At 58.7% G+C, this 23,226-nt stretch carries 20 protein-coding genes; 9 read left to right on the plus strand and 11 right to left on the minus strand.

Annotated features, from left to right (window positions below; translation table 11 throughout):
* Nucleotides 1–156: 156 nt before the first annotated feature.
* Entirely contained in the window at nt 157–2,052 is a 1,896-nt protein-coding gene (locus tag FS819_RS00940; protein ID WP_234624943.1) for a glycosyltransferase family 2 protein, read from the minus strand.
* Between the two features lie 137 nt (nt 2,053–2,189).
* Here FS819_RS00940 and FS819_RS00945 point away from each other — a divergent pair, with 137 nt between their 5' ends.
* Nucleotides 2,190–3,104, plus strand: coding sequence for a transporter substrate-binding domain-containing protein (locus tag FS819_RS00945; RefSeq protein WP_156548779.1), 915 nt, complete (start codon nt 2,190–2,192; stop codon nt 3,102–3,104).
* A 19-nt stretch (nt 3,105–3,123) separates the two neighbouring features.
* On the opposite strand, the gene FS819_RS00950 is transcribed toward FS819_RS00945, so the two are convergent.
* Nucleotides 3,124–3,537, minus strand: coding sequence for a tellurite resistance TerB family protein (locus tag FS819_RS00950; RefSeq protein WP_070163628.1), 414 nt, complete (start codon nt 3,535–3,537; stop codon nt 3,124–3,126).
* Between FS819_RS00950 and FS819_RS00955 the strand changes: the two genes are divergently transcribed.
* On the plus strand, nt 3,536–3,694 hold the full coding sequence (locus FS819_RS00955) for a hypothetical protein (protein ID WP_156548777.1): 159 nt from the start codon (nt 3,536–3,538) through the stop codon (nt 3,692–3,694). The genes FS819_RS00950 and FS819_RS00955 overlap by 2 nt on opposite strands.
* Nucleotides 3,695–3,711: 17 nt before the next feature.
* Here the strand turns inward: FS819_RS00955 and FS819_RS00960 are convergent, their stop codons facing one another.
* Both FS819_RS00960 and FS819_RS00965 read right to left on the minus strand, forming a co-directional pair.
* Nucleotides 3,712–4,386 carry a S24 family peptidase gene (locus FS819_RS00960; RefSeq protein WP_070163627.1) on the minus strand — a complete coding sequence of 225 codons (675 nt, stop codon included), beginning with the start codon at nt 4,384–4,386 and terminating at the stop codon, nt 3,712–3,714.
* A 223-nt stretch (nt 4,387–4,609) separates the two neighbouring features.
* Nucleotides 4,610–5,257, minus strand: a complete 648-nt coding sequence (locus FS819_RS00965) for a response regulator transcription factor (RefSeq protein WP_015914842.1) — start codon at nt 5,255–5,257, stop codon at nt 4,610–4,612.
* A gap of 452 nt (nt 5,258–5,709) precedes the next feature.
* On the opposite strand from FS819_RS00965, the gene FS819_RS00970 reads away from it, so the two are divergent.
* Together FS819_RS00970 and FS819_RS00975 are read left to right on the plus strand one after the other, a co-directional pair.
* Nucleotides 5,710–6,057 carry a DUF952 domain-containing protein gene (locus FS819_RS00970; protein WP_156548775.1) on the plus strand — a complete coding sequence of 116 codons (348 nt, stop codon included), beginning with the start codon at nt 5,710–5,712 and terminating at the stop codon, nt 6,055–6,057.
* Nucleotides 6,054–7,145, plus strand: a complete 1,092-nt coding sequence (locus FS819_RS00975) for a quinone-dependent dihydroorotate dehydrogenase (protein WP_156548773.1) — start codon at nt 6,054–6,056, stop codon at nt 7,143–7,145. Before FS819_RS00970 ends, FS819_RS00975 begins: the two co-directional genes overlap by 4 nt.
* Here the strand turns inward: FS819_RS00975 and FS819_RS00980 are convergent.
* Genes FS819_RS00980 through FS819_RS00990 form a run of 3 tightly spaced genes read right to left on the minus strand, consistent with a single transcriptional unit; the run spans nt 7,121 to nt 9,384 of the window.
* Entirely contained in the window at nt 7,121–8,464 is a 1,344-nt protein-coding gene (locus FS819_RS00980) for an MATE family efflux transporter (RefSeq protein WP_156548771.1), read from the minus strand. The two genes, FS819_RS00975 and FS819_RS00980, sit on opposite strands and share 25 nt — an antisense overlap.
* Nucleotides 8,465–8,507: 43 nt before the next feature.
* Nucleotides 8,508–9,095 (minus strand): CAP domain-containing protein, encoded by a 588-nt coding sequence (locus FS819_RS00985; protein ID WP_156548863.1) that lies wholly within the window; start codon nt 9,093–9,095, stop codon nt 8,508–8,510.
* Between the two features lie 22 nt (nt 9,096–9,117).
* The gene (locus FS819_RS00990; protein WP_060716349.1) at nt 9,118–9,384 is read right to left on the minus strand and encodes a DUF6460 domain-containing protein; all 267 of its coding nucleotides are present in this window, start codon (nt 9,382–9,384) and stop codon (nt 9,118–9,120) included.
* 169 nt (nt 9,385–9,553) lie between these two features.
* Between FS819_RS00990 and FS819_RS00995 the strand changes: the two genes are divergently transcribed.
* From FS819_RS00995 to FS819_RS01005, 3 genes are all read left to right on the plus strand, one after another.
* Nucleotides 9,554–10,528 carry a class I SAM-dependent methyltransferase gene (locus FS819_RS00995; RefSeq protein WP_156548769.1) on the plus strand — a complete coding sequence of 325 codons (975 nt, stop codon included), beginning with the start codon at nt 9,554–9,556 and terminating at the stop codon, nt 10,526–10,528.
* Between the two features lie 129 nt (nt 10,529–10,657).
* Entirely contained in the window at nt 10,658–11,296 is a 639-nt protein-coding gene (locus tag FS819_RS01000; protein ID WP_174109925.1) for a DUF6198 family protein, read from the plus strand.
* Nucleotides 11,297–11,415: 119 nt separating this feature from the next.
* A complete protein-coding gene (locus FS819_RS01005; RefSeq protein WP_234624944.1) occupies nt 11,416–12,360 on the plus strand; it encodes an alpha/beta hydrolase family protein in 945 nt (314 codons plus the stop codon).
* 69 nt (nt 12,361–12,429) lie between these two features.
* Here FS819_RS01005 and FS819_RS01010 read toward each other — a convergent pair whose 3' ends face one another.
* Nucleotides 12,430–12,630, minus strand: a complete 201-nt coding sequence (locus FS819_RS01010) for a hypothetical protein (protein ID WP_156548766.1) — start codon at nt 12,628–12,630, stop codon at nt 12,430–12,432.
* A gap of 329 nt (nt 12,631–12,959) precedes the next feature.
* Here FS819_RS01010 and FS819_RS01015 point away from each other — a divergent pair, with 329 nt between their 5' ends.
* Nucleotides 12,960–13,511, plus strand: coding sequence for a YagU family protein (locus FS819_RS01015; protein WP_156548764.1), 552 nt, complete (start codon nt 12,960–12,962; stop codon nt 13,509–13,511).
* 61 nt (nt 13,512–13,572) lie between these two features.
* Here the strand turns inward: FS819_RS01015 and FS819_RS01020 are convergent, their stop codons facing one another.
* From FS819_RS01020 to FS819_RS01030, 3 genes are all read right to left on the minus strand, one after another.
* Entirely contained in the window at nt 13,573–15,786 is a 2,214-nt protein-coding gene (locus tag FS819_RS01020) for an FAD-dependent oxidoreductase (RefSeq protein WP_156548762.1), read from the minus strand.
* Between the two features lie 15 nt (nt 15,787–15,801).
* Nucleotides 15,802–17,010, minus strand: a complete 1,209-nt coding sequence (locus FS819_RS01025) for an acetyl-CoA C-acetyltransferase (protein ID WP_156548759.1) — start codon at nt 17,008–17,010, stop codon at nt 15,802–15,804.
* Between the two features lie 75 nt (nt 17,011–17,085).
* Nucleotides 17,086–18,879: an acyl-CoA dehydrogenase C-terminal domain-containing protein gene (locus tag FS819_RS01030; protein ID WP_156548757.1), complete on the minus strand. Its 1,794-nt coding sequence runs from the start codon at nt 18,877–18,879 to the stop codon at nt 17,086–17,088.
* A gap of 404 nt (nt 18,880–19,283) precedes the next feature.
* Between FS819_RS01030 and FS819_RS01035 the strand changes: the two genes are divergently transcribed.
* Nucleotides 19,284–23,126, plus strand: coding sequence for a peptidoglycan-binding protein (locus FS819_RS01035; protein ID WP_156548755.1), 3,843 nt, complete (start codon nt 19,284–19,286; stop codon nt 23,124–23,126).
* Nucleotides 23,127–23,226: the final 100 nt, after the last annotated feature.

A 23,226-nucleotide genomic window follows, 5' to 3' on the forward strand; every position in this document is an offset into this window, starting at 1 on the left:
TTTTAAGAACGGTACCAAAGCCAGGATCGAGTGTATGCAGGCCGACCGAACTCTCTTTTGCGCCCGCTTTGATCAACCCAAGTTGCCGATTGCATGTGGCGGTATCGGGCCTATGGCTGAGCTACTCGCCTGTTGGTCGTGATTTGCAACGGATGTTCAGTTCTGTTTGGGTTGACCACTTTCATTCGCAACCCTTGTTGCGCGTTTTCGCTCGCCGCCTCTCGGTGCATGTGGTGTCTTGTTCCAGAAGAACGGTTTGGTTTTCAGCTCGATCATCGCCCGCCAGGCGGCAATGGATGTCATCAGCCAATAGAGCGGAATGAACAGGTAGCGTTTGCCGATGCGGCGGCGTTCGAATTCGGTCATGGCGGCCCTGCCGAGGGCTAGGAAAATAAGGTAGCTGCCGAGGATATTCACCAGGTCGATCCAGAAGACCGTCAGGTCGCGCAGGGGAATGCCCGTGGCAGGCGGGTTGGCCATGCTGTAGACGGTCATGGTCAGGAACAGCAGAAGGGCGGGATGGCTCAGCGATGATAGCAGCATTCCGCCAATCATCAGATGAAAGACGGCAAAGGCCGATCCCCCCATTTCCTTGCAGGCGATACGCGGTTCGCGCATGACGATCAGCCATGTCTGTAGCCAGCCCTTGAACCATCGGCTGCGCTGGCCCATCCAGATTCGGCTGCTGACCGGTGCATCCTCAAGGGTTTGCCGGGTGATCGTTTCACAGCGATAGCCAGCCCGGAACAGCCGCAGGCCGAGGTCTGCATCCTCTGTAACATTATAGGGATCCCAGGCGCCGACATCCTTCAGCGCCTCGATACGGAAGTGGTTTGAGGTGCCGCCGAGCGGCAAGGGCATGCCATGATAGGCCAGCATTGGCAGAGTGCCGCGAAACAAAGCCGCATATTCGAGCGCAAACAAGGCGCTGATCCAGCTTTCATCGCCATTGGCGATAATCAGCGGCGCTTGCAGGCAAGCCACTTCGGGGGGACGGCACAGGAAATGCGCATAGGCCTCCTTGAGTTGGGCGGGATGCGGACGATCTTCGGCATCGTAGAGCACTAGGAAATCGCCACGTGCGCCTGACAGCGCATAGCTGAGCGCCTTCGGCTTGGTGCGCGGCCCAATCGGTGGGGTCGGGACGATCTCGATATGGGCTGGTATGTCGGCTTCTGCCAGCGCCCCCAGTGTGTCCAGGTCGTCGGCTTCGCAGACAAGCTTGATATCCAGCCTGGAAACCGGCCAGTCTAGCCGCCGCAGCCCGTCTATCAGCTGCGGGATCATGCTGCTTTCCCGGTAAAGCGCCACAAGAACAGTATAGACCGGAAGCTCCACCGAGGCGGGCAAGACGGGCGGAGGGTCGGCCGCTCCGATTCGATAGGCGAGCGTCGCGGCTCGAAAAGCGAGCATGCAAAGATAAAGCAGCGATGTCAGAATATGCATCACCGCCAGCGCGTCATAACCGAAGGTGGAACAGGCGGCGAGTGTTGCCGTCAGCAGAGATCCCAGCCAGAAGCCTTGTTTGCCGGTCAAGACCATGCGCGCCGAGGACAGTGGTGCCGTATCGAACAGATGCGCCGTGGCTTTTTCCACGCGGTGCCGGGCGCCAGCCTGCCAGATCGCACCGGTAAGGGCTCTCGGCGTGGTAATGGCAAGCGATCCGCGCAAATCTGGAGCATGCGCGAGCCGTTCCTTCAAGACATGGAATTGCCGTGCCTCGGGAACGATGACGGTGATCGGCGCACGGACTTTGTCATGCAGCCGTAACAGGCCCGGTTTGCGCAATTGGCTGTCCATGTGGTCGGAATAGAGGACCTGCTCTACCGGAAGCACTGGCAGAAAGGGCAGGTCGAGATGCCGGGCGAGGGCCGCGTAATAGTCCTGCGCCTCCATGTCGCCAGTGGCCAGCAATTCCTGCTCTATCGATGTGCCATGGGCAAGCGCCTGATGAATGAGACGCGACAGGAGCGGCTTTGGAAGGCCTAGCTGCTTCAGCACCAGCACTTCCTCACCAAACCGTTCGACCAGATCGACGGAGGATCGCAGCAATGGCGGTTCAGGCGCGGAAAGGGAAAATGAAAAAGAGGATATATGTGAAAATGGCGCGGCGCGTTTCCTCGCCGCGATTCCTTTGCTAAACAATAACCGTACCTCACACCCCATTTGCCTGCCCGAAAGCGATGATAATGAGCCGGTTGAAAGTTACATCCCTGAAAACCAAGGGGCGCATGAAGGCAATCACTGTATTGGCTGCTTTGACCTGTGGTGTGATGCCTTTTCTATCCCTTGGTCTCGCACCCTTGTCCGTTCAGGCACAGGCGCTTCCGTCCCAGCAATCGGTGCCGGTCCTGTTCGATGCGCGGGCGCGGTTGCCGAAGCCGGATCTATCGGTGCTGCTGCGGTTGCGGTTTCTCACCACGGTGGATTTTCCACCTTTCAGTTTTCTCGATCAGACCGGCCATTTGACCGGCTACAATATTGATCTGGTACGGGAGATCTGCCGCGAACTGGATGTCGAGGCGAAATGCGAGGTTCAGGCCGTGCCATTTTCCGATATGGAGATTGCGCTGCTCAGCAAGCATGGCGATGCTGCGGTGGCGGGCATGGCGGTGACGGCAGGATTGCGGCGGGATTTTGCCTTTTCCAGACCCTATCTGATGTTGCCCGCCCGTTTCATCGTGCCGCGTGACACTCTTGGCAAGGCCGATACGCCTGCGGCATTGGCCGGAAAGCCGGTCGGCATCGTCACCGGCACGGCACAGGAGGCCATGCTGAAGGCATTTTTCCCGGCGATCGTGCCGGTGGGTTTTGCCGATCAGGCCGCCTTGATGGAGGCGCTGAAGCAGAAAAAAATCCAGGCGGCCTTCGCCGATGGATTGCAGCTCTCCTTCTGGCTGGCCAGCACCTCATCCGCTCAATGCTGCGTTTTCCTGGGAGGCCCTTTTCTGTCGCAGCAGTTTCTCGGCGAAGGCATGACCATCATGGTGCGCAAGGAAGACGGCTTTCTGGCCGCCGCCTTTGACTATGCGCTGGTCTCCCTGTCGCGCAAGGGCAGGCTGGACGAGTTGTCCCGCCGGTATTTTGCCGAGGGATTTTACTGAAATATCTCAAGCAGGTGTTTTATGGCTTGCGATAGCGCGCAATGGCGCTGCGCTCGATGGCCGCGCAGGTCAGCTTGTCGAGGCCAAGTCGATCACGCAGCAATTGCAGCAGGCGGATTTCCTCCGGCAGGACGGTATGATCGACGGCGGCGACTTCGACGGCCAGTGCATAGGCCGTATCGTAAAGCCGTTCCGGCAGCGCGTCGCGGATGGTTTCCAGGGTGATGTCCAGTCCTTCCGGCCCGGCCAGCATGGTCGCGCAGCGCCGGGCCACATCCAGGACGGCACTTTTATCGAAGCCTTCAAAGACCGGCGTGCTGGAGACCAGATTGCCGATCCGCTCAAGTTCCCGGTCATCCATGGCATTGTCGACGGCCGAGGTCATCACCATTGCGAAAATCAGGGCATCCTGAAGGGTCACCTGGGGGATCATGGAAATTCTGTTCCTGTCATTTGCTTTATCGTATCGGGCTTATCTTATGGGTCATCTGGATATGGCCGAAGACTGGTTCGTCTTGAAGAATGGCGATTGCCATCAGCCGTTTCAAGAGGCTGGCATTCTGCCTGAGCAGGCCCCTGCAAAAAATTGAGGAATGGCAAATAATTCCTACTGGCTAACCCAAATGATTCGGGCGATCCATTCGACGTCCTGCATATCCAATACCCGGTTCGGATGGTCGGGATTGATTGAAATGAGGTCGACGGCCCGTGCCGTCTGGCGGCCCAGTACCTTCGCCATGACCTCGCCATCGCAGGTTTTGACGACGACCCGGTCGCCCCGGCGCACAGGCGCACCTGGCTCGACGATCAGAATGTCGCCATCGCGATAAAGTGGCTTCATGCTGTCGCCCTGAATTTCCAGGGCATAGACGCCTGGCTTGGCGGAGGTCGGTAAATCCACCAGATCCCAGCCTTGTCCGGCTGGAAAACCGCCATCGTCGAAAAACCCGCCCGAGCCCGCCTGGGCCAAGCCAAGCAGTGGAATAGTGCCGATCTGCGGCGGAAAATTGCCATCCGGCAATATGTCGTGAACGGAATTGCCCTGATGGTTGTCATTGCCGATCAGCGTGACGAATTGATCGATCCGCGCACCTGTTGCTTCCAGCACCTTGGCGATGGATTCGGTCGATGGCCAGCGCATACGTCCATCCGGCCCGACCCGCTTGGACTTGTTGAACGAGGTTGGGTCCAGACCCGCTTTTCGCGCCAGCCCGGACGGCGTCAAATGATACTGCTCGGCAAGCCGGTCAATCGCATTCCAGATTGTCTCGTGTGAAAGCATATCCCGCCAAACCCCGGCATTTATCAGCCGTCGACAAACGGCTTCGACCCACCTCGCCATATATCGGCCAAATGCGGTCGAGAGTAAAGATCTTGGAGGAATAAAATCCTCGATTATTGCCGTTTCCTCGCCCGAGCCCCAACTCTCCCCATGCTATGGCGATGCGGACGGAGGACAGTGGGCAGATCGGCTCCGGCGTGGAGGATTAACGCCAGTCCTGCCCTCAAGCGACCATGGCCATATTAAGCCGTCCCAATTGGATCACCGCCTGGGTTCGGCTATCGACCTTGAGCTTGAGCAGAATGGCGGAGACATGCGCCTTGATCGTGGCTTCCGAAACGCTGAGTTCATAGGCGATCTGCTTGTTCAGCAAGCCTTCGCACAACATGCCGAGCACCCGGTTCTGCTGAGGCGTCAGTGTCCGCAGCCGTGCCATGATATCGGCCAGTTCAGGGTCCTGTTCCTGATCCTCGACATAGGATGAAGGAGTGAAGATATCGCCATTCAGCACGGTCTGGATCGCGGAGCGAATGTCGTCGATGCCGGAGGATTTGGAAATGAAACCGGAAGCGCCAAGCTCCAGCGAGCGGCGGATCGTGGCGCAATCGTCGGTGGCCGAACAGATGATGATCGGCAGGCTGGAAAACTCCGCACGCAAGGCCATCAGGCCGGAAAAGCCGCTGACGCCTGGCATGGCCAGATCGAGCAGCAGGACATCGGCATCCGGATGCTGATCCGCCGCCAGTCGGGCCGCCTCGAAATCGCCAGCTTCGACAATGTCTTGCCTGCCGTCCATGCCGCTCACGGCTTGCCGAAGCGCGCCGCGAAACAAGGGATGATCGTCCGCGATAATGATTGTTTGCTCAGCCATCGTCTGCCCCCTCCCAAGAGCTTTCGTTGTGCAGCACCGCCCGCGTCTGTCGCCGGGGCATGTCATTTTAACGTTTGTTTCGCTCTTTGTGCAAGCGAGAACGCCGTGGTACCTTCCGATCACCCAATCCTCTGCTTCAATACCCAGCTAAAGGATGCAGGATAGTATTGTAGCCATAAGGATAGGTCGGATCTGGCATAACACCATAGATTGCTTTAGGCGAATAATAAATCAAGCCGAAAATGGCGATGGCGAAACATAACGATGGACTGAGCGTGCTCTGATATATCGATATCAGTCGCTCCAGGAGTGTTGTTTAAGGCCAGCGCCATGCCCCTGTGATGAATTCGGTTCATTTCCACCGCCCGATGCTGTCTGGCGTGGACAAGTCGCTGATGTTGGGGCAAACCGGCTGAGCGCTCGTGTCCCAAGATCGCGATAAGGATGACATCATGGCAAATGCAATTTACAAGATCGTGGCCGACGCCCTCTGGCAAAAGGCCCGTGCCGATGGTGTGTTTGCCGGTGCGCCGATTGATCTCCAGGACGGTTTCATCCATTTTTCCACCGCGGCTCAGGCGAAAGAAACCGCAAGGTTGCATTTTGCCGGACAGCAGGACCTGTTGCTGGTCGCGGTCGATGGAGAGGCGTTGGGGGCGGCCCTGATCTTTGAACCTTCCCGCGGCGGCGCGCTGTTTCCGCATCTGTATGCACCCTTGCCGCTCTCCGCTGTTTTATGGGAAAAGCCGCTGCCGCTTGGAGAAGACGGCCTGCACCAGTTTCCGGAGGAGATGGCATGATCGATCCGTTCAAGCGCTTTGCCCGCCCGGGCCTGTTTCTGTTCGATGCCGAAACCGCCCATGGCCTGTCGATTGCCGGGTTGAAAACCAGCCTGATGCCGAAATGCCGCCTGAAAGACGATCCCCGCCTGGCGCAGACGGTTGCGGGCCTGCATTTTCCCAACCCGCTCGGCATGGCGGCAGGCTATGACAAGAATGCTGAAGTGCCGGACGAATTGCTGGGTCTCGGCTTCGGCTTTGCTGAAGTGGGAACGCTGACGCCGAAGCCACAGGACGGTAATTCCAAACCCCGGATTTTCCGGTTGGTCCGCGATGAGGCCGTCATCAATCGGCTCGGGTTCAACAATCAAGGTCATGAGGCTGCCTTTGCCAGGCTGAAGGCGCGATCAGGCAGGCCGGGCGTGGTCGGCATCAATATCGGCGCCAACAAGGATGCCGAGGACCGGATTGCCGATTATGTCACGGGCATTCGGCGCTTTTATCCGCTGGCCAGCTATTTCACCGCTAATATTTCCTCGCCCAACACGCCGGGCCTGCGCGATTTACAGGCAAAGGATAGTCTCGGTCATTTGCTGGATGCGGTGCTGGCCGCCCGCGCCGATGAAGCGGCCAAGGCGGGCCGTCGGGTGCCGGTCTTCCTGAAGATCGCCCCTGATCTGACCGAGGAAGGCATGGATGACATTGCTGAAGTGGTTCTGGCCCGCGATCTGGATGGGTTGATCGTCTCTAACACCACGCTGTCGCGCGATGGCCTGACGGATACAAGGCAGGCGGGCGAAGCGGGCGGATTGTCGGGCAAGCCTTTGTTCGAGAAATCAACGGCGGTGTTGGCGCGTATGCGCCACCGGGTTGGACCGGCCCTGCCGATCATTGGCGTCGGCGGTGTTTCCTCGGCGCAGACGGCGCTGGAGAAAATCAAGGCCGGTGCCGATCTGGTGCAGCTCTATTCCTGCATGGTTTATGAAGGGCCGGGCTTGCCCGTTTCCATCGTCAAGGGCCTGTCACAGGCGCTGGACCGCGATGGCATTGCCTCGATTGCGCAGCTGCGTGACAGCAAGGTCGATTACTGGCGGGCGCTGAAGGTCTGATCGCGGCGGCTTTTAAGCCGCAGCGCCAGGAAAAGGCCGCGAAATGCCAGAAACAGGTTGAGCGCCAGCCATAGTCCATGATTGCCAAGCAGCGGCACGAACAACGCCAGCGCAATAAGATAACCGACAAATGCCGCTAGCATCATGTTGCGCATGTCGCTGGACCAGGCGGCCCCGATGAAGACCCCATCCATCTGGAAGGCCAGCGCTCCCGTTAGCGCCGTGATTGCTGCCCAGGGCAAAAACTCGCGCGCCACGCGGCGCACGTCTTCAGCGGTCGTCATCATATCGATGATCGCCCCACCTGCGCCCAGGAAAAACAGCAGGCTGGTGAACGCCAGTCCGAAGGACCAGATGCTGGTGAGCTTCACGGCCTGGTCGAAGGCCGGGCGGTAGCGGGCACCGACGGCGCGGCCAACGATCTGTTCGGCAGCATTGGCAATGCCATCCAGATAAAAGGAGGCGATCATAAAGAAATTCATCAACAACGCATTGGCGGCAAGGGTAACGGCGCCAAAGCCGGTGCCGATCCGGGTCAATACCGTGAAGGCCGCCAGCAGCACGAAGCTGCGGATCAGGATATCACGGTTAAGCGCGAACAGTTGTGCGAGCTTGTTGCGATCCAGCAATTCGGCCAGGGACGGAAACAGTGCCTTGTCGGTGCGGGCCAGAATGATCGCCAACCCCGCAAGCGTGGCGGTGGCTTCCCCGGCCACGGCCCCCCAGGCGACGCCGGATACGCCCCAGCCAAGATGAAGACCAAGATAGATTGAAAGCAGAATATTGACGCCGTTCAGCGCAATTTGCAGGCCAAGCGCCAGCGCGCCTTTGCCGCGCCCCAGGATAAAGCCCATGATGGTGAAGTTGGCGAGCGTCAGCGGCCCGGCCAAGATGCGGGTGGAAAAATAGATCGACGTCACTTCAGCCACCCGTCCCTGTGGCCCCATCAGCGCCAGCCCGGCCTTGAGCAGCAAAGGAGATAGCAGCAACAACAGCAGCCCAATGCCCAGCGACAATATCATGGAGCGGCAGAACACCGCGACCTGATCGCGCGCATCCTGACGGCCATGCGCTTGGGCCACCAGCGCGGTGGTGGAAGCACGCAGGAAATTGAGGCTGGCAAACACCAGATCAAACAGCACGGCGCCAATTGCCAGGCCCGCAAGCGCTGCCGCTTCGCCGGTGCGGCCAATGACGGCGGTATCGGTAATGCCCAGAAGCGGTGTGGTGATGTAGCCAATGGTCATCGGAAGGGCGATGGCCAGCACGCCGCGATGGGTCACACGAAAAGCGCGGTCGGGGGGATTGGCGATGGTCATGAAAGGCTCCAGCAGGCGAGGAACGGCCCGCCGAAGCCCTTTATCACCCGATTCTTAAGCGAATGCCAGTTGGCGGCGGTCCCATTTCGCTCTCTGGACGTGGCGTGCCGGACAGAACCATGGCCCAATACGGCTTGTTACCGCGCGACGGTATGCGCGCCACGGCGACGCCCAGCCCGTGATAGGGGCCGAGCATGTTTTCCAGATGATGGGACGAGTTGATCCAGGCCTGCATGGCGGCATCCGCCGTCTGCTGCAACATGGCGACATTTTCAGCGGCTGGAAGCTGGACATTACCTGAGCGCATCCGCGCGCCAAAACTGTCGCCCATACTGATCAGATGCGCCATTTTTTCCGCCTGGGCCATGCGATTGGCCTGGAACATCGCGGCCTTGGCTGCTTGTGGGTCATTGACCAGCGTCGACTTGCCGTTCTTCTGGCGCAATGCGTTGACCATCGGCAGGAAAGCGGCGGTCTCGTCCTCAACATCTGAGGGGGCGGAAGGCTTGAGCGAAGGCGTGGCGCAGCCGCTCAGCAGGGCAGCAAGCCCAAGGCCGCCCAGCGCCAAAAGCTCGCGGCGGCCAGCCTTTGGCGTTGAGACAGCCTTTGGCGTTGAGACGGCCTGGGGCATCAAGAGGGATTTGGATCGCATGTTATTTCCGCAGATTGAGAAGCCGGATCAGGATGAAAACCGGAATGACGATACTGGCACCCAGCAACAAATAGTCCCCGAACTGGCCGAGCGCCGCAAAACCCTTGTGCCAGATATCCAGGACGAAATGCCGGATACCCTCGATGATGTCATAGGGGTAAATGCCGAATATCCGCATGACGAAGCCGACGATCACCGAAACGACGAGCAGTTTGATGATCGTTCGGCCAATCGAATCGCCCAGAAATCTGTTCACGCCATCGGTCATGGCCTAGTCTCCTGTTTCCCGCTCCGTTGAGCATAGGCCCACATAAGCATTGGATTATGGCGGTGCAAGCGCGATGAGGGCTGTTGTTGGCAGTGACAAGATTCCGCTTGCGTTTTTCAAGGCTTGCTCCATTGCTCCGAAATCATATTTTGAGGATCGTTCGACATCCATGCATGGCATCCAGCCCGCCTTTGGCCATATCCCTTCTGGACAACGATCCTCCGGTGATATCACCGCTGATCGCCGCGCTGATTATGCCCGGATGCTCTCGGAAAGCGGCGATCACGCCGCTGCCGCAGAGCTGATGGAACAGGCGCTGGAACTCGCGCCGACGTGGGTGGCGGGGTGGTTTCTGCTGGGGGAATACCGGGCCAAGGCGGGCTTGATCGAGACGGCAGCGGATGCCTATCGGCAGGTGCTGACACTCGACCCCGAGGATGTTTTTGCCGCCGGGCTGAAACTGGTGCTGATCGGCGCGCAAGCCATGCCGGAAAAGCCGCCGAGCCGCTATGTGGCGGCGCTGTTTGATGATTATGCCGACCGCTTCGACACAGCCCTTGTGGACAAGCTGGACTACCGGGTGCCGAAAAAGCTGGCGGCGATGATTTCACGGATTGGTGGTGCGGACCGGCGCTATCGCCGCACTGTGGATTTCGGTTGCGGCACTGGCCTGCTGGGCATGGAACTGCGGCCATGGGTCGATCATCTTGAGGGTTACGATCTGTCGTCGGCCATGCTGGCCAAGGCACGGGAAAAACAGATCTACGATGATCTGGCGATCGCGGATTTGTCGCTTGATGCGGAGGCCTGCGGTCTGTTTGGTCCTGCAAAGGGCGAGGGGCGTGCTGATCTGGTGACGGCAGCTGATGTGCTGATGTATCTTGGCGCATTGTCCGGCGTCTTTGGGCTGGCGGCCGATCTTCTGGAACGGGGCGGCTATTTCGCTTTTTCCGTCGAAAAACAGCTGGGGGAGGAGAGCTTCAGCCTGGCGCAGTCGCTGCGCTACCAGCATAGCGAGGCCTATGTGGTCTGCGAACTGGAAGCCAAAGGCTTTACCCTGCTCGAAAGCCAGCAGGAGGTCATTCGCATGGATGGCGGAAAACCCATCCAAGGCATTCTGTTTATTGCGGCCAAGACAGGCTGAAAGACCGAATATTGCGATCTTGCCGATAGGTCAGTCTTGCTGACGCAACCCGCTTGAAACCTGCCGATTTTCAGGCATCTTCATGGATGAAACTGCGGAAGAAACAGCCCGTCCGGATGGAGAATGGTGATGGCATTGATGAGCAATCTGTTCGGCATCTGGAACGACAATCCCGCCCGTCACAACCGGGCCGAGGATATACAGGGCATTATCTGCGGCACGATGATTTCGGCGCTCGGCCTCTATCTTATTGCTAAGATAGGCCTTGTCACCAGTGGCATGGCGGGGCTTGCCTTCGTCATCCATTACTGGACCGGCTGGAGCTTCGGCCTGGTGTTCTTCCTACTCAACATGCCTTTCTACATTCTCTCCATCAAACGGGTCGGCTGGGACTTTACCCTCAAAACCTTCGTGGCTGTGGCGCTGACCTCGTTTCTCGTCGAAATCGAAAGCCGCTTCATCGTCATCGAGAGCATCAACCCGGTCTGGGGCGCTATCCTCGCGGGTCTCCTGCTCGGCTTCGGCCTGCTGGCCCTCTACCGCCACCGCGCCAGCCTTGGCGGCATTGGAATCCTCGCGGTCTTCGTCCAGGACCGTTTCGGCATCCAGGCGGGATTGGTGCAACTGGCCTTTGACGTCGTGGTCATGGCGCTGGCGTTCACTGTGGTCAGCCCATGGGTGGTCGGTTGCTCGATTATCGGGGCTGTGGTGCTGAATGTGTTCGTGCTGATCAACCATCGGTCGGATCGGTATATTGCTTTGCGGTGATATAAAAATCACGATGCGGCATGCCGCCTTCCGACTTGACCTCATCCTCTAAATGTCGTGACTACCAGTTTAGGGTTGTGGGTCGTGTTGGAGGGGTTGCCGTGAGGATTGGGAGATTTGTGCTTGCTGCGGTGCTTATTTTGACCGCAGGGCAGGCGACCAGTGCGGGTTTGAAGTCCTTTGAGATTTCGGCCGATGCGCAAGGCCCAATGCTGAAAGCTGTTGAGTGGTCCCCCTGTGCAAAGCCAGATGGAGAGATCAAGGCTGGCCCCTTTATTCTTCCGGGAGTTCGAGACTGCCCGATTGAGGGAGAAAATCGACCACTGATTGTGATTTCCCATGGCTTCGGCGGCACAAATCTCAGCCATCATGACACAGCAGAGGCATTGGCGGATGCGGGATTTGTCGTTGTGGCGATCAATCATCCTGACGATACCGCTGCAAATAAAGAGAGACAGCATAATCTCAAGGCTTTGATCAGTCGCCCGATGGACGTGAAGCGGGTCATTGACTTCATGCTTGGCTTTTCCCCGGATGCAGCCAGGATTGATCCTCAGTCTATCGGCTTTTTCGGATTTTCCCGAGGTGGATATACCGGGCTTGTTCTGGCAGGGGCGAACCCGGATTTTGGAAGCCTGTCTTCACTGTGCCAAGACCAGACCGGAGCCGCCTGTGATCGAGTGAACCGGAACGCCTTTCCGAACGTCGTTTTGCATCATGACCAGCGTATCAAAGCGTTTGTGATCGCCGATCCACTCAGCAGTGTTTTTTCTGCGCCAAGCAGTGTGCAAAATGTCACCGCACCCATTCAGATGTGGGGTTCTCAATATGGTGGAGATGGCGTTTCTCCGGAAAACCTTTTGACCGTTGCTCGTAACTTGCCTGACAAACCTGAGTTTCATACCGTGCCAAACTCTGAACATTTTGCATTTTTGACCATCTGCCCCGCAGAATTGGCCAAAAGCCTCCCAGAGCTTTGCAACGATAGGCCGGGGTTTGATCGAACCGCCTTTCATCAGGCCCTTAACAGCCAAGTGGTGACATTCTTTAAGGCGCATCTGTAAAGTTTTAGCGGTGCTGCTGAAATGTCGAGATATTAAATCATTCATAAAAAGGCTGGCATTGCTGCCCGTTCATGTCGTCTTGAAGTGAACCGTTGCCTCAAGCTTCCATTTCAATGAACCTTCGTATGAGGTGGTTTTTAGCGCGATTGCCACCAGAACGCTGACATTGATGTCATCGGGCACTTTGCTACCAACAAAGTGTTTTCGATCCCGATGGGATCGGCTTTTCAAAGGCTTGACCGGAGCCGGATCGGCAATCGTTGTCTTCACAATGTTAACCTTAAATCCAAGCCAATTTCAGATGAGAATTTTGCAAGAAATTTAAGGGACTACAGCGTTTTTGTGGGATCGGTAAAATCGACTGCATCTAAAGATTGAAGTCTGCACCCTCCGGCATCAATGAAATCCAGGCCAGCCTTGATCAAGATCAAGGGCGGGAGACGTGTTTTCTCCCATGATCCAGACAACGGCAGTCATAATGGATACACGCATATTCCTATTGTAATTCATGAGGATAAGTCACGATTCGACGCTCGTGCCGTTGCATTTTTTGCAAAAGCCCCTGGTCTTTAGGGGTATCCGCCAGAAGGATATTTATAATGTTGGAAAATAAGGTCAATCGACAGGTTATTGTCTGGACCACCCTCATAGGCGGTTTCATCAGCTCACTGGTCAAATGGGGATCTGAGGTCAATATGCCGCCACGTGTGCCGGGCGAAGTGTCGCCTCCGGGTGCTCATATCGATGCGTGGCTTGGGGGATTTGGCTTCAATTCGCATTCGCTCGATTACATCTATCAGGGCGTCACCGTACCCGGAGCTGTCACGCTGTATCACTGGCTGTTCAGTTTCGCCTTTGCTCTGGTCTATGTGTTCGCTTCCGCCTATTGGCCGAAGATCAGGCTTTGGTACGGCGCGTTTTATGGATTGATCATCACCGTGGTGATGCATGGATTTCTCATCCCGCTGCTCGGCTTTAGAAATCCGGTTTACGCCAATGGCGCCACAGGATGGCTTTGGAACCTCAATGCCTTTGAGCTTTGGAGCGAGATCCTCGGCCATATCTATTGGTCGGTCTCGATTGAAATTTGCATGATTGCGGTTCTGGCCTATTTCGCCAGGCCTATTCAGGGCGATTGGGTCAAAGCTTAAAACATATGACCACATAAAAGCGGGGAGGCATTTGCCTCCCCGCTTTTATTTTGCTTGGTCATCAGGCCGCTGTCTTCACAGCCCCATAGGGATCAAACCGCCCGTAGAAGGTCTCGCCCTTCTGCGCCATCTCCTTCAGCAGTGGCGTGGGTGCAAAATGCGGGCCGTAGTCCTTGGTCAGCCGTTCGCAGAGAGCCACGAAGGTCTTCACGCCCATGCCGTCGATGTAGGACAGTGCGCCGCCGGTATAGGGGGCAAAGCCGAAGCCGAGGATGGAGCCGACATCGGCTTCGCGTGGGTCAACCACGATGCCTTCTTCCATGGTGCGGGCCGCTTCCAGGGCGATGGTTGCCAGGAACCGCTCTTGCAGGGTCTTGACGTTGACGTCATCCGGCTTTTGCTGCGGATAAAAGTCCTTCAGGCCCGGCCAGATATGCTTTTTGGCAGGCTTGGCGGGATAATCGTAGAAACCTTTGCCGTTCTTGCGGCCAAAGCGTTCTTCCTTCTCGACCATGCGGGCCACCAGTTCCATATGGCGCGGGTCCACGGCCTTTTCGCCGAGATCGGCGACGGTGGCCTTGAGGATCTTGTAGGAGAGATCGATTGCCACTTCATCGTTGAGGGACAGCGGACCAACCGGCATGCCGGCGAATTTCGCGGCATTTTCGATCATCACCGGCGGCACGCCTTCCAGCAGCATGTCGTAGCTTTCCGCCATGTAGCGCAGCACGCAGCGATTGACGAAGAAGCCACGGGTGTCATTGACGACAATCGGCGTCTTCTTGATCGCTGCCACATAATCCAGGGCCACCGCCAGCGCCTTGTCACCGGTCTCCTTGCCAAGGATCACTTCCGTCAGCATCATCTTTTCGACCGGCGAGAAGAAATGCACGCCGATGAAATCAGCAGGACGTTTGGAGTTCTTGGCAAGACCGGTGATTGGCAGGGTCGAGGTGTTAGAGGCAAAAATTGCCCCTTCCGGCAGCACGGCCTCGACCTTTTCGATCACGGCCTTCTTGACGTCGCGGTCTTCAAACACCGCTTCGATCACCAGATCAGCATCCGACAGCGCGGAATAATCGTCGCTTGGTGTGATCAGAGACAGCAGCTTTTCGCCGTCTTCCTTGCTCATTTTGCCCTTGCCAACAGCACCCGCCACCAGTCCTTCGGCCACGGATCTGCCCTTGTTGGCAGCCTCCATGTCACGGTCGATCAGCACCACGGGCAGGCCGGCGGCGGCGGTGACATAGGCAATCGATGCGCCCATGAAACCAGCGCCAACCACGCCAACCTTTTTGATCGTGCTTTTCGGCTGGCCTGCTGGGCGGCGCGCGCCTTTGCCAAGCTCCTGAAGCGAGATGAATAGCGAGCGGATCATCGAGAAGGCTTCGGTGGTCTGGACGATTTCGGTAAAATAGCGTTGCTCAATGCGAAGGCCGGTGTCGAACGGCACCTGCAAGCCTTCGTAAACGCATTTCAGGATCGCCAGAGCGGCCGGGTAATTGCCGGAGGTTTCACGGCGCAGCACAGCCGGTGCCGCTGGCCAAAGCTGGGCCGATGCCGGTGTCCAGATGCCACCGCCTGGGGCTTTGAAGCCTTTTTCATCCCAGGGGGCAACTGGCTTCAAGCCATCCTTGATCATCTGCTTGGCAGTTGTAATGAGCTGATCCGGTTCCACCACCTGATGCACGAGGTTCATGGCCTTGGCGCGCTGCGGCGTCAGGGTCTGGCCGGTGGTCATCATTTGCAGGGCGTCCTGGGCATTGGCCAGACGCGGCACACGCTGCGTGCCGCCAGCGCCGGGGAAAATGCCAACCTTGACTTCCGGCAGCGCCAGCTTCACCGATTTGCCGTTGGAGACCACGCGGCCATGGCAGGAGAGCGACAGCTCAAACGCGCCGCCCATGCAGGTGCCGTTGATGGCCGAGACCCAGGGTTTACCATTGGTCTCGATCTTGCGCCACAGCCAGCTCATCCGGCCAGCGGAATCGAACAGTTTTTGCACGGCATTGGCCGGGTCCTTGGCGCGTTCTTCCTCCACCATGGAAAACATGCCGCGGATCATGCTGAGATCGGCACCGCCGGAAAAGGCGGATTTGCCTGATGTGAAGACCACGCCCTTGATGGCGGTATCCCCGACAGTGGCATCCACAATCGCTTCGATTTCGTCCATCACCTCCATGGTGAAGACATTCATGCTCTTGTCGGGCATGTCCCAGGTGACAAGGGCAATGCCGTCTGCATCGGTCTCAACGGTAAAATTCTTATAGGTCATTGTCATCCCTCCCGATCAGACTCGTTCAATAACGGTTGCCGTGCCCATGCCGGCCCCGATGCAGAGCGTAACCAGCGCGGTGTTCAGATCGCGCCGCTCCAGCTCATCCAGCACGGTGCCGAGGATCATCGCGCCGGTAGCACCCAGCGGGTGGCCCATGGCAATCGCGCCGCCATTGACGTTCATGACATCATGCGACACATCAAAATGCTGCATGAAGCGCAGAACCACGGCGGCAAAGGCTTCGTTCAGCTCAAATAGATCGATGTCGGCCAGCGTCATGCCGGTCTTCTTCAACAGCTTTTCCGTTACATCGACAGGGCCGGTCAGCATCAAGGCCGGATCGGAGCCGATATTGGCGAAGGCGCGAATGCGGGCGCGGGGCTTCAAGCCCATGCTCTCGCCACCCGCCTTGGAACCAAGAAGCACAACACCGGAGCCATCGACGATGCCGGACGAATTGCCCGCGTGGTGGACGTAATTGATCTTCTCGATTTCCGGATGGGCCTGAATGCCGACGGCTTCAAAGCCGCCCATTTCACCCGGCATCTGGAAGGAGGGGTTAAGGCCTGCCAGCGACTGCATGTCGGTGCCGGGGCGCATATGTTCGTCGCGATCCAGAATGGTCAGGCCATTCTGGTCCTTCACGGCGACGACCGATTTGTCGAAATAGCCCTTTTCCCAGGAATTGGCGGAGCGTTTCTGGCTTTCCACCGCATAGGCATCCACGTCATCGCGTGAGAAGCCATATTTGGTGGCGATCAGATCGGCGGACACGCCCTGCGGCATGAAGAAGGCCGGGAAGTTGACGGATGGGTCCATGAACCATGCCCCGCCCGACATGCCAAGCCCAACGCGCGACATGCTTTCGACGCCACCGGCAATGACAATGTCATCCGCACCCGTGGCAATCTTGCCTGCGGCCAGATTGATGGCATCAAGACCGGACGCGCAGAAACGCGAAATCTGTATGCCCGGAGCCTTGGTGGAATAACCTGCCTCAAAGGCCGCAGCCTTCGGGATCACCGCGCCCGCATCCATGACAGGATCGACGCAACCCATGATGATGTCATCGACGGTGGATGTGTCGAGGCCGTTGCGGTCGCGAATGGCTTCCAGCGCCTTGGCGGCAAGCCGCACTGATGGCACTTCATGCAGCGCGCCATCCTTCTTGCCGCGGCCGCGCGGCGTGCGCACGTGGTCGTAAACATATACGTCAGTCATTGTCTCTCTCCCCGGAGCGCGACGCTCCTGATTTTTTTCAATGGTTTATCCCCTCCGGGGAGAAGCCAGATTCAATCAAAATGCCTCGGCAGCCATCGCCATCACGCTGTCAGCACCCGCTTCGATGCGGGACTTGCGAAGGGCGGTTTCCGGCATGATCTTTTCCATGAAGAAGCGACCGGTCAACAGCTTGTTGTTGTAATAATCGGTGTCGCTAGCCCCGCTTTCAAGCGCCTCATGGGCGGCCTTGGCCATTTTGGCCCACATATAGCCAAGAACAACCAGACCGAAGAGATGCATGTAATCGGTCGAGCCAGCACCGGCATTGTCGGGCTTGGCCATGGCATTTTGCATGAACCACATGGTGGATGCCTGCGCGTCGTTCAGGCCCTTCTTCAACTGCTTGGTGAAGAAGGAGAGCTTTTCATTCTCGCGGTTTTCCTCGCAGAAGGCACCGATCTCGTTGAACAGTGCCATCACGGCCCGGCCACCGTTCAAGCCCAGCTTGCGGCCGACCAGATCCAGCGCCTGAATGCCGTTGGCCCCTTCATAAATCATCGCAATGCGGGCATCGCGCACATACTGGCTCATGCCCCATTCTTCGATATAGCCATGGCCGCCATAGACCTGCTGGGCCATGACAGCATGGTCAAAGCCCTTGTCGGTCAACACACCCTTGAGGATCGGCGTCATCAGACCGAGAATGTCATCGGCGGTCTGCTTTTCAGCCGCATCACCGGCGCGGTGGGCAATGTCGGATTTCAACGCCGTCCAGAGCGTGAAGGCGCGGCCTGCCTCGTTGAAGGCCTTGATGGTCATCAGCGCGCGGCGAATATCGGGATGGACGATGATCGGGTCGGCCTTTTTATCCGGCGCCTTGGCGCCAGACAGCGAGCGGCCCTGAATACGCTCCCGCGCATAGGTCACGGCGTTCTGATAGGCGACTTCGGCAATCGACAGGCCTTGCAGGCCGACACCCAGACGGGCTTCGTTCATCATCACGAACATGGCCGAAAGGCCCTTGTTCTCCGCGCCGATCAGATAACCGGTGGCCTCGTCATAGTTCATGACGCAGGTGGCATTGCCGTGAATGCCCATCTTGTGTTCGATGGCGCCGCAGGAAACGCCATTTCTGGCACCCAGCGTGCCGTCTTCACCGACGATGACTTTCGGCACGATGAACAGCGAAATGCCCTTGGTGCCCTCAGGCGCACCTTCGATACGGGCGAGAACCAGATGGATGATATTGTCGGTCATCCCGTGTTCGCCAGCCGAGATGAAGATCTTCTGGCCGGAAATCTTGTAGGTGCCATCGCCATTGGGAACGGCCTTGGTGCGCAGCAGGCCAAGGTCGGTGCCGCAATGGGGCTCAGTCAGGTTCATGGTGCCGGACCAGGTGCCCTCGACCATTTTCGGCAGATAGGTTTGCTTTTGCTGGTCGGTGCCATGCACCAGAATGGCGGCAATCGCCCCTTGCGTCAGGCCCGGATACATCATCAGCGCCATATTGGCAGACGACATATATTCACCAACGGCAGCATGCAGCACGTAAGGCAGGCCCTGGCCGCCATATTCTGGCGGAACGGCAAGGCCGCTCCAGCCACCGGCGCAATAGGCGTCATAGGCTTCCTTGAAACCCTTCGGTACGGCAACGGAGCCATCCGCATTGCGGGTACAGCCTTCCTGGTCGCCGGACAGATTGAGCGGAAACAGCTGCTCTTCGGCAAGCTTGGCGGCCTCGCCGACAATTGCCTCGATCATGTCGGGCGTCGCGTCTTCAAAACCGGGCAGGTTGTTATAGCGCTCCAGGCCCAGCACTGTGTTCAGGATGAAAAGCGTGTCCGCGACAGGTGCCTTATAGACGGGCATGGTCAATGTCCTCCAGATTGCGGCCGGCGTCCTCCCCGGCGATGTTCTGTCTTACAAAATATTGACGTGCGCGTAAACGTCAATACGCAAAAATGTGAATTTGAAGAATGCGTCCTGCCAACGGATAGGCCAGAGTAACAAGGAATTTGTACAGCAGAGACCAAAGGGGCGATGACCGTCGTGCATATATCACGCTGCAGTTCCCGTTTGGCGACACAATAAGAGGCCCAAACCGAAAAGGTTAAAAATCTCAGCCATTCTTAACGGGTTGTTTACCACGTTTCCCCGATTCTGCTGCGGAATGATTTGCGCCGCCTCAAGATGTGAATTGCAACCTTCAACCCCGGGTTTGGGGGAGGGGGCAGGTCTTGGGGCAGGCCCGAAACGCGAAGCGAGTTTGGAATATGAACGGACAGCGGTCTCCATCGCAGAGCTATAGAGCTCCCGGCCAGACGCCGCCTTACCAGGCGGAGACCCGTCAGGCCGACCCTCGTCCCGCAGGCGCTTCGTCGCTGGATGCCCTGAGCCGCACGATCGAGGGGTTGGAGGCGCGGATCGAAGGTCTGATGAATGGCATCTCCGGCGGCGTTGCCAGGGACGTTCGCCCCGCAGCCAGCGCTTTTTCCGATAAGCCATTGCCGGCTGCCGCAGAGCTGCCGCCTGCTGTTGCGCCTTCTTTTGATGCTGACCGGCTGGACCCTCTGGCCGAAATCCGCGCCCGGCAACGGGCGTTGGAAGCGGCCCGTCCCCTCGCTCCGGGACGGGCGTCGCTGCGCGACAACGATTCCAAATACCGAGCGCCTGAGGAGAGTGTATCCGTGCGTCCGCCGCAGGTGCTTGAACTGGCGCCGCAACTGATGGCGGGTGGTAGTGCCGCGCCCTTGCCGGATTTCTATAAGGCCCTGTCTACCCTGCGCGCCGACCTGCGCCAGGATATCAGCGAGAGCCTTGCTGGCGAAATCGGTGCTTTGCGCTCCGATATCCAGGACATCAGGCTGATGGCTGAAGAAAGCCGTGAAGCCGCTGGCCTGCGTGAGGATTTCATGCGCATGGCCGACAGTCTGGAGCGGATCGGTCATCCCGCCGCGCCTGAAACCGAAGCATTGCGGGCCGATTTCGAAGAATTGCGCTCTTTGATGGACGGACTTGCCCGCGACAGTGGCACGCAGACCATGGAAACCCGATGGAGCGCGCTTGAAGCGCGGCTCGATACCATCGCGCCTGAGCGCATTCAGCAGGACCTTTTGCAGCTTGCCTACCGGCTGGATGAGATCAAGCAACAATTGGGAACGATCGGCGATGTGCGCTCCGTGCGGCTGCTGGAAGACAAGCTGGTGGCCATTGCCAAGGCGCTTGAGCATATCGGCCAGCATCTGGAGCCCAACAGCCAGGCGATGCTGGAGCAGTTCGGCCAGCTCGATCACCGTCTGGACGAGATTTCCCGCGCCATTTCCGTTTCTGGCCGTCATGCGGGGCAAGCCACCGACCCGCGCCTGATCGAACGTCTGGAAGACCGGATCGCCACCATTGCCCATCATCTGGAACTGATTTCCGAGCAGACCGCAGGCTTTCCGGCTGGCGATCTTGACCGTCGTCTCGAAGCGCTGTCGTTGAAAATCGAGGATCTGGCCCACCAGCAGGCCGCCCAGCGGCTGGAAGAGCGGCTGGACGATCTGACCCGCATGCTGGAAATGTCGCAGCGCGAAAGCCTGCAACCCGAACTGACCGGCTATCTCTCCGATATCTCCCGCAAGATCGATGCGCTGGATCATGCTTCCCTGAGCGACAAGCTGGCCGAGCAGATCGCCGTGATCGGCCAGCGAATCGATCAGATCGATGCTCAGCCAGTGGCATCATCTGTGGATGAAAGCCTGCTGCGCAGCCTGGACGACCGGCTGTACTCCATCGCTGCCCGCCTGGATGAGACGAGCGCCTCGCCTTCCGGCGATGGCTCCGCCATTGCCGGGCTGGAACAGCAGATCGCTCATCTCTCGGCGCTGATCAGTGCCTCGCCCTTGACGGACAATGGTCAGGGTGAGCGTATCGAAGGCCGGATGGCGGCCCTTGAGGATTATCTGGCGACCAGCGACGAATATATCGTCGAGGCTGCCCGCCAGGCCGCCGAAGCGGTGATGGACAATTATGCTCGCCAGAGCCCGGCATCCGTTCAGGTGGCGGGACAGGACCAGATTGCCGAAACGCTTGGTGTGCTGGCCGATCACCTGCGCCACCTGGAAGAGATCAGCCGGGGCGGGGAGGAGCGCAGCCACCGTACCGTCGAGGCTTTGCACCAGACCCTGGTGCAGATTGCCGAAAAACTGGACCAGATGGACCGCCGGACGGCAACGACCACCAGTGAGGAAGACCGCGCCGATCCGACGGTTGCGGCTGCGCAGCGGACCGCGTCCATTGAGACCGACGTGGAACCGGTTGTTGACCTTCTTCCGGTTGGAGACAATATCGATGCGCCTGCTCATGCCGAGGCTCGTCCGCAGAGCGATGATGGGAAGGTAGCAAAACCCAGCCTGATTGCTGGTTTGAGCCGGCGCCTGAAGCCGAAGATCAAGAAAGCGCAGGCCGAGACGGCGACACCGGCAAAGGCCGCCGCTCCGCAGCCGCGTCAGATGATCGAGGATGCGCCTTCCATCGATCCTGTCGATATTCTGCCGCCGGAAGAGGCCAATGAATTGCTGGAACCCGGTTCCGGCAAACCGGATGTGCGCAAGATCCTGGAAAAGGTCCGGGCGCGTCAGCAGGCCGGGACCGCATCGGCTGAACCTGCCCTTGGCGCGGCAAGTGTAAAACCGGCATCAGCGGATGACCGGATGGATTTCATTGCCGCAGCGCGCCGCGCCGCGCAGGCAGCAGCCCAGGAAACCGACCGGGCCAGCCGCCCTAGCCGGACGGCCCTTGCCGACGAAGTCGCTGGCGGCTCAGCTTTTTCCAGATATCGTCGCCCGATCCTGATGGCGGTTGGCGCGCTTTTGCTGGCGGCCCTTGCTGTATCGGCAGTAAAGACGCTTGGGGGCGGCAATGCTCAGGCGCCTGCTGAGCAAGCGCCAACCACATCGGCACCTGCCAAACTGGCACCTTCTGCGGCCATTGAGGCACCCTCAATCCAGCAGGCACCCCAACAACCGGGCCAACAACCGGTTCGGGCGGTCGAGATCAAGGCCGAGGCACCGCAATCCCAGCCGGCCGTGGAAAGCACCGAGACGGAGCCATCTTCTGCACCAGTCATTCCGGTGACGTCACCGACAGGCCAGGCCAGCCTTTCCTCCACCCCAATGGATGGCAGCCAGACGGTCGCCGGTCTCTCGGCTCAACCGACGATGCCAGATGCGGCCCAGGCCGGATTTGCCGCCCCGAAGACTGAGGCAGCCAAGCCGCTGTTCGAGGTACCCGCCGATCTCTCGCCCGCTTCCCTGGCGACGGCTGCCAAGGCGGGTGAGCCAGCCGCCCTGTTTGAAATCGGTTCGCGCTATATGGAAGCACACGGCCTGCCGGGCGATGTCTCGCAGGCGGCGGTCTGGTTCCAGCGCGCTGCCGATCTGGGGCTGGCGCCTGCCCAATATCGTTTGGCCGGGCTTTATGAAAAAGGCACTGGCGTTCAGCTTGACCTGACACGGGCAAAAGGGCTTTACAGCCAGGCCGCCGACGCGGGCAATGCCAGCGCCATGCATAACCTCGCCGTGCTCTATGCCTCCGGTGGCGATGGCAAGCCGGATATGGATGCTGCGGCCAAATGGTTTGCCAGGGCCGGCGACCTCGGCGTGACGGACAGCCAATTCAATCTCGCTGTGCTCTATGCGCGCGGTACCGGCGTGAAGCAGGATCTGGAAGCCTCCTATAAATGGTTCGCGCTGGCCGCCAGCCAGGGCGACAAGGACGCCGCCGCCAAGCAGGAGGAAGTGGCCAGATCCTTGCAGCCCGCAGCACTTGCCCGCGCCAAGGCGAGCGTCCAGCAATGGCAGGCAATGCCTGTGAATGCCGATGCCAACACGGTCAACCTGCCGGACGAGTGGGTCGGCAAGAGCCTGAAGACCGGCAGCGTCGATATGGAAAAGGCGGTCCGCAACATCCAGGCCATTCTCAACAAGAACGGTTTCAATGCCGGTGAGCCGGATGGCAAGCTTGGCGCCCGGACTGTTGCCGCCATCAAGGCCTTCCAGACCTCGGTGGGCCAGGAGCCAAGCGGCAAGGTTTCCAACGAGTTGGTCAAGGCGTTGCTGGCCCATAACGGTTGATGCAGGGTCGGGTCTGATAGAGTTTGGTCGTCAGTGTCGATGCGACTGGAATCTGTGAAGTTCAGATTGACCCGGACAAACTCAACTTTCGCTGAGGCAA

The organism is Allorhizobium sp. Av2, assembly GCF_021462805.2.
In the GTDB taxonomy this organism is placed as follows: Bacteria; Pseudomonadota; Alphaproteobacteria; order Rhizobiales; family Rhizobiaceae; genus Allorhizobium; species Allorhizobium vitis_G.

Coding starts and splice junctions, on each gene's coding strand:
- FS819_RS00945 (WP_156548779.1), top strand. CDS start 2,190: ATGAGCCGGTTGAAAGTTACATCCCTGAAAACCAAGGGGCGCATGAAG.
- FS819_RS00955 (WP_156548777.1), top strand. CDS start 3,536: ATGGAAATTCTGTTCCTGTCATTTGCTTTATCGTATCGGGCTTATCTT.
- FS819_RS00950 (WP_070163628.1), bottom strand. CDS start 3,537: ATGATCCCCCAGGTGACCCTTCAGGATGCCCTGATTTTCGCAATGGTG.
- FS819_RS00960 (WP_070163627.1), bottom strand. CDS start 4,386: ATGCTTTCACACGAGACAATCTGGAATGCGATTGACCGGCTTGCCGAG.
- FS819_RS00965 (WP_015914842.1), bottom strand. CDS start 5,257: ATGGCTGAGCAAACAATCATTATCGCGGACGATCATCCCTTGTTTCGC.
- FS819_RS00970 (WP_156548775.1), top strand. CDS start 5,710: ATGGCAAATGCAATTTACAAGATCGTGGCCGACGCCCTCTGGCAAAAG.
- FS819_RS00975 (WP_156548773.1), top strand. CDS start 6,054: ATGATCGATCCGTTCAAGCGCTTTGCCCGCCCGGGCCTGTTTCTGTTC.
- FS819_RS00980 (WP_156548771.1), bottom strand. CDS start 8,464: ATGACCATCGCCAATCCCCCCGACCGCGCTTTTCGTGTGACCCATCGC.
- FS819_RS00985 (WP_156548863.1), bottom strand. CDS start 9,095: ATGCCCCAGGCCGTCTCAACGCCAAAGGCTGTCTCAACGCCAAAGGCT.
- FS819_RS00990 (WP_060716349.1), bottom strand. CDS start 9,384: ATGACCGATGGCGTGAACAGATTTCTGGGCGATTCGATTGGCCGAACG.
- FS819_RS00995 (WP_156548769.1), top strand. CDS start 9,554: ATGCATGGCATCCAGCCCGCCTTTGGCCATATCCCTTCTGGACAACGA.
- FS819_RS01000 (WP_174109925.1), top strand. CDS start 10,658: ATGGCATTGATGAGCAATCTGTTCGGCATCTGGAACGACAATCCCGCC.
- FS819_RS01015 (WP_156548764.1), top strand. CDS start 12,960: ATGTTGGAAAATAAGGTCAATCGACAGGTTATTGTCTGGACCACCCTC.
- FS819_RS01020 (WP_156548762.1), bottom strand. CDS start 15,786: ATGACCTATAAGAATTTTACCGTTGAGACCGATGCAGACGGCATTGCC.
- FS819_RS01025 (WP_156548759.1), bottom strand. CDS start 17,010: ATGACTGACGTATATGTTTACGACCACGTGCGCACGCCGCGCGGCCGC.
- FS819_RS01030 (WP_156548757.1), bottom strand. CDS start 18,879: ATGCCCGTCTATAAGGCACCTGTCGCGGACACGCTTTTCATCCTGAAC.
- FS819_RS01035 (WP_156548755.1), top strand. CDS start 19,284: ATGAACGGACAGCGGTCTCCATCGCAGAGCTATAGAGCTCCCGGCCAG.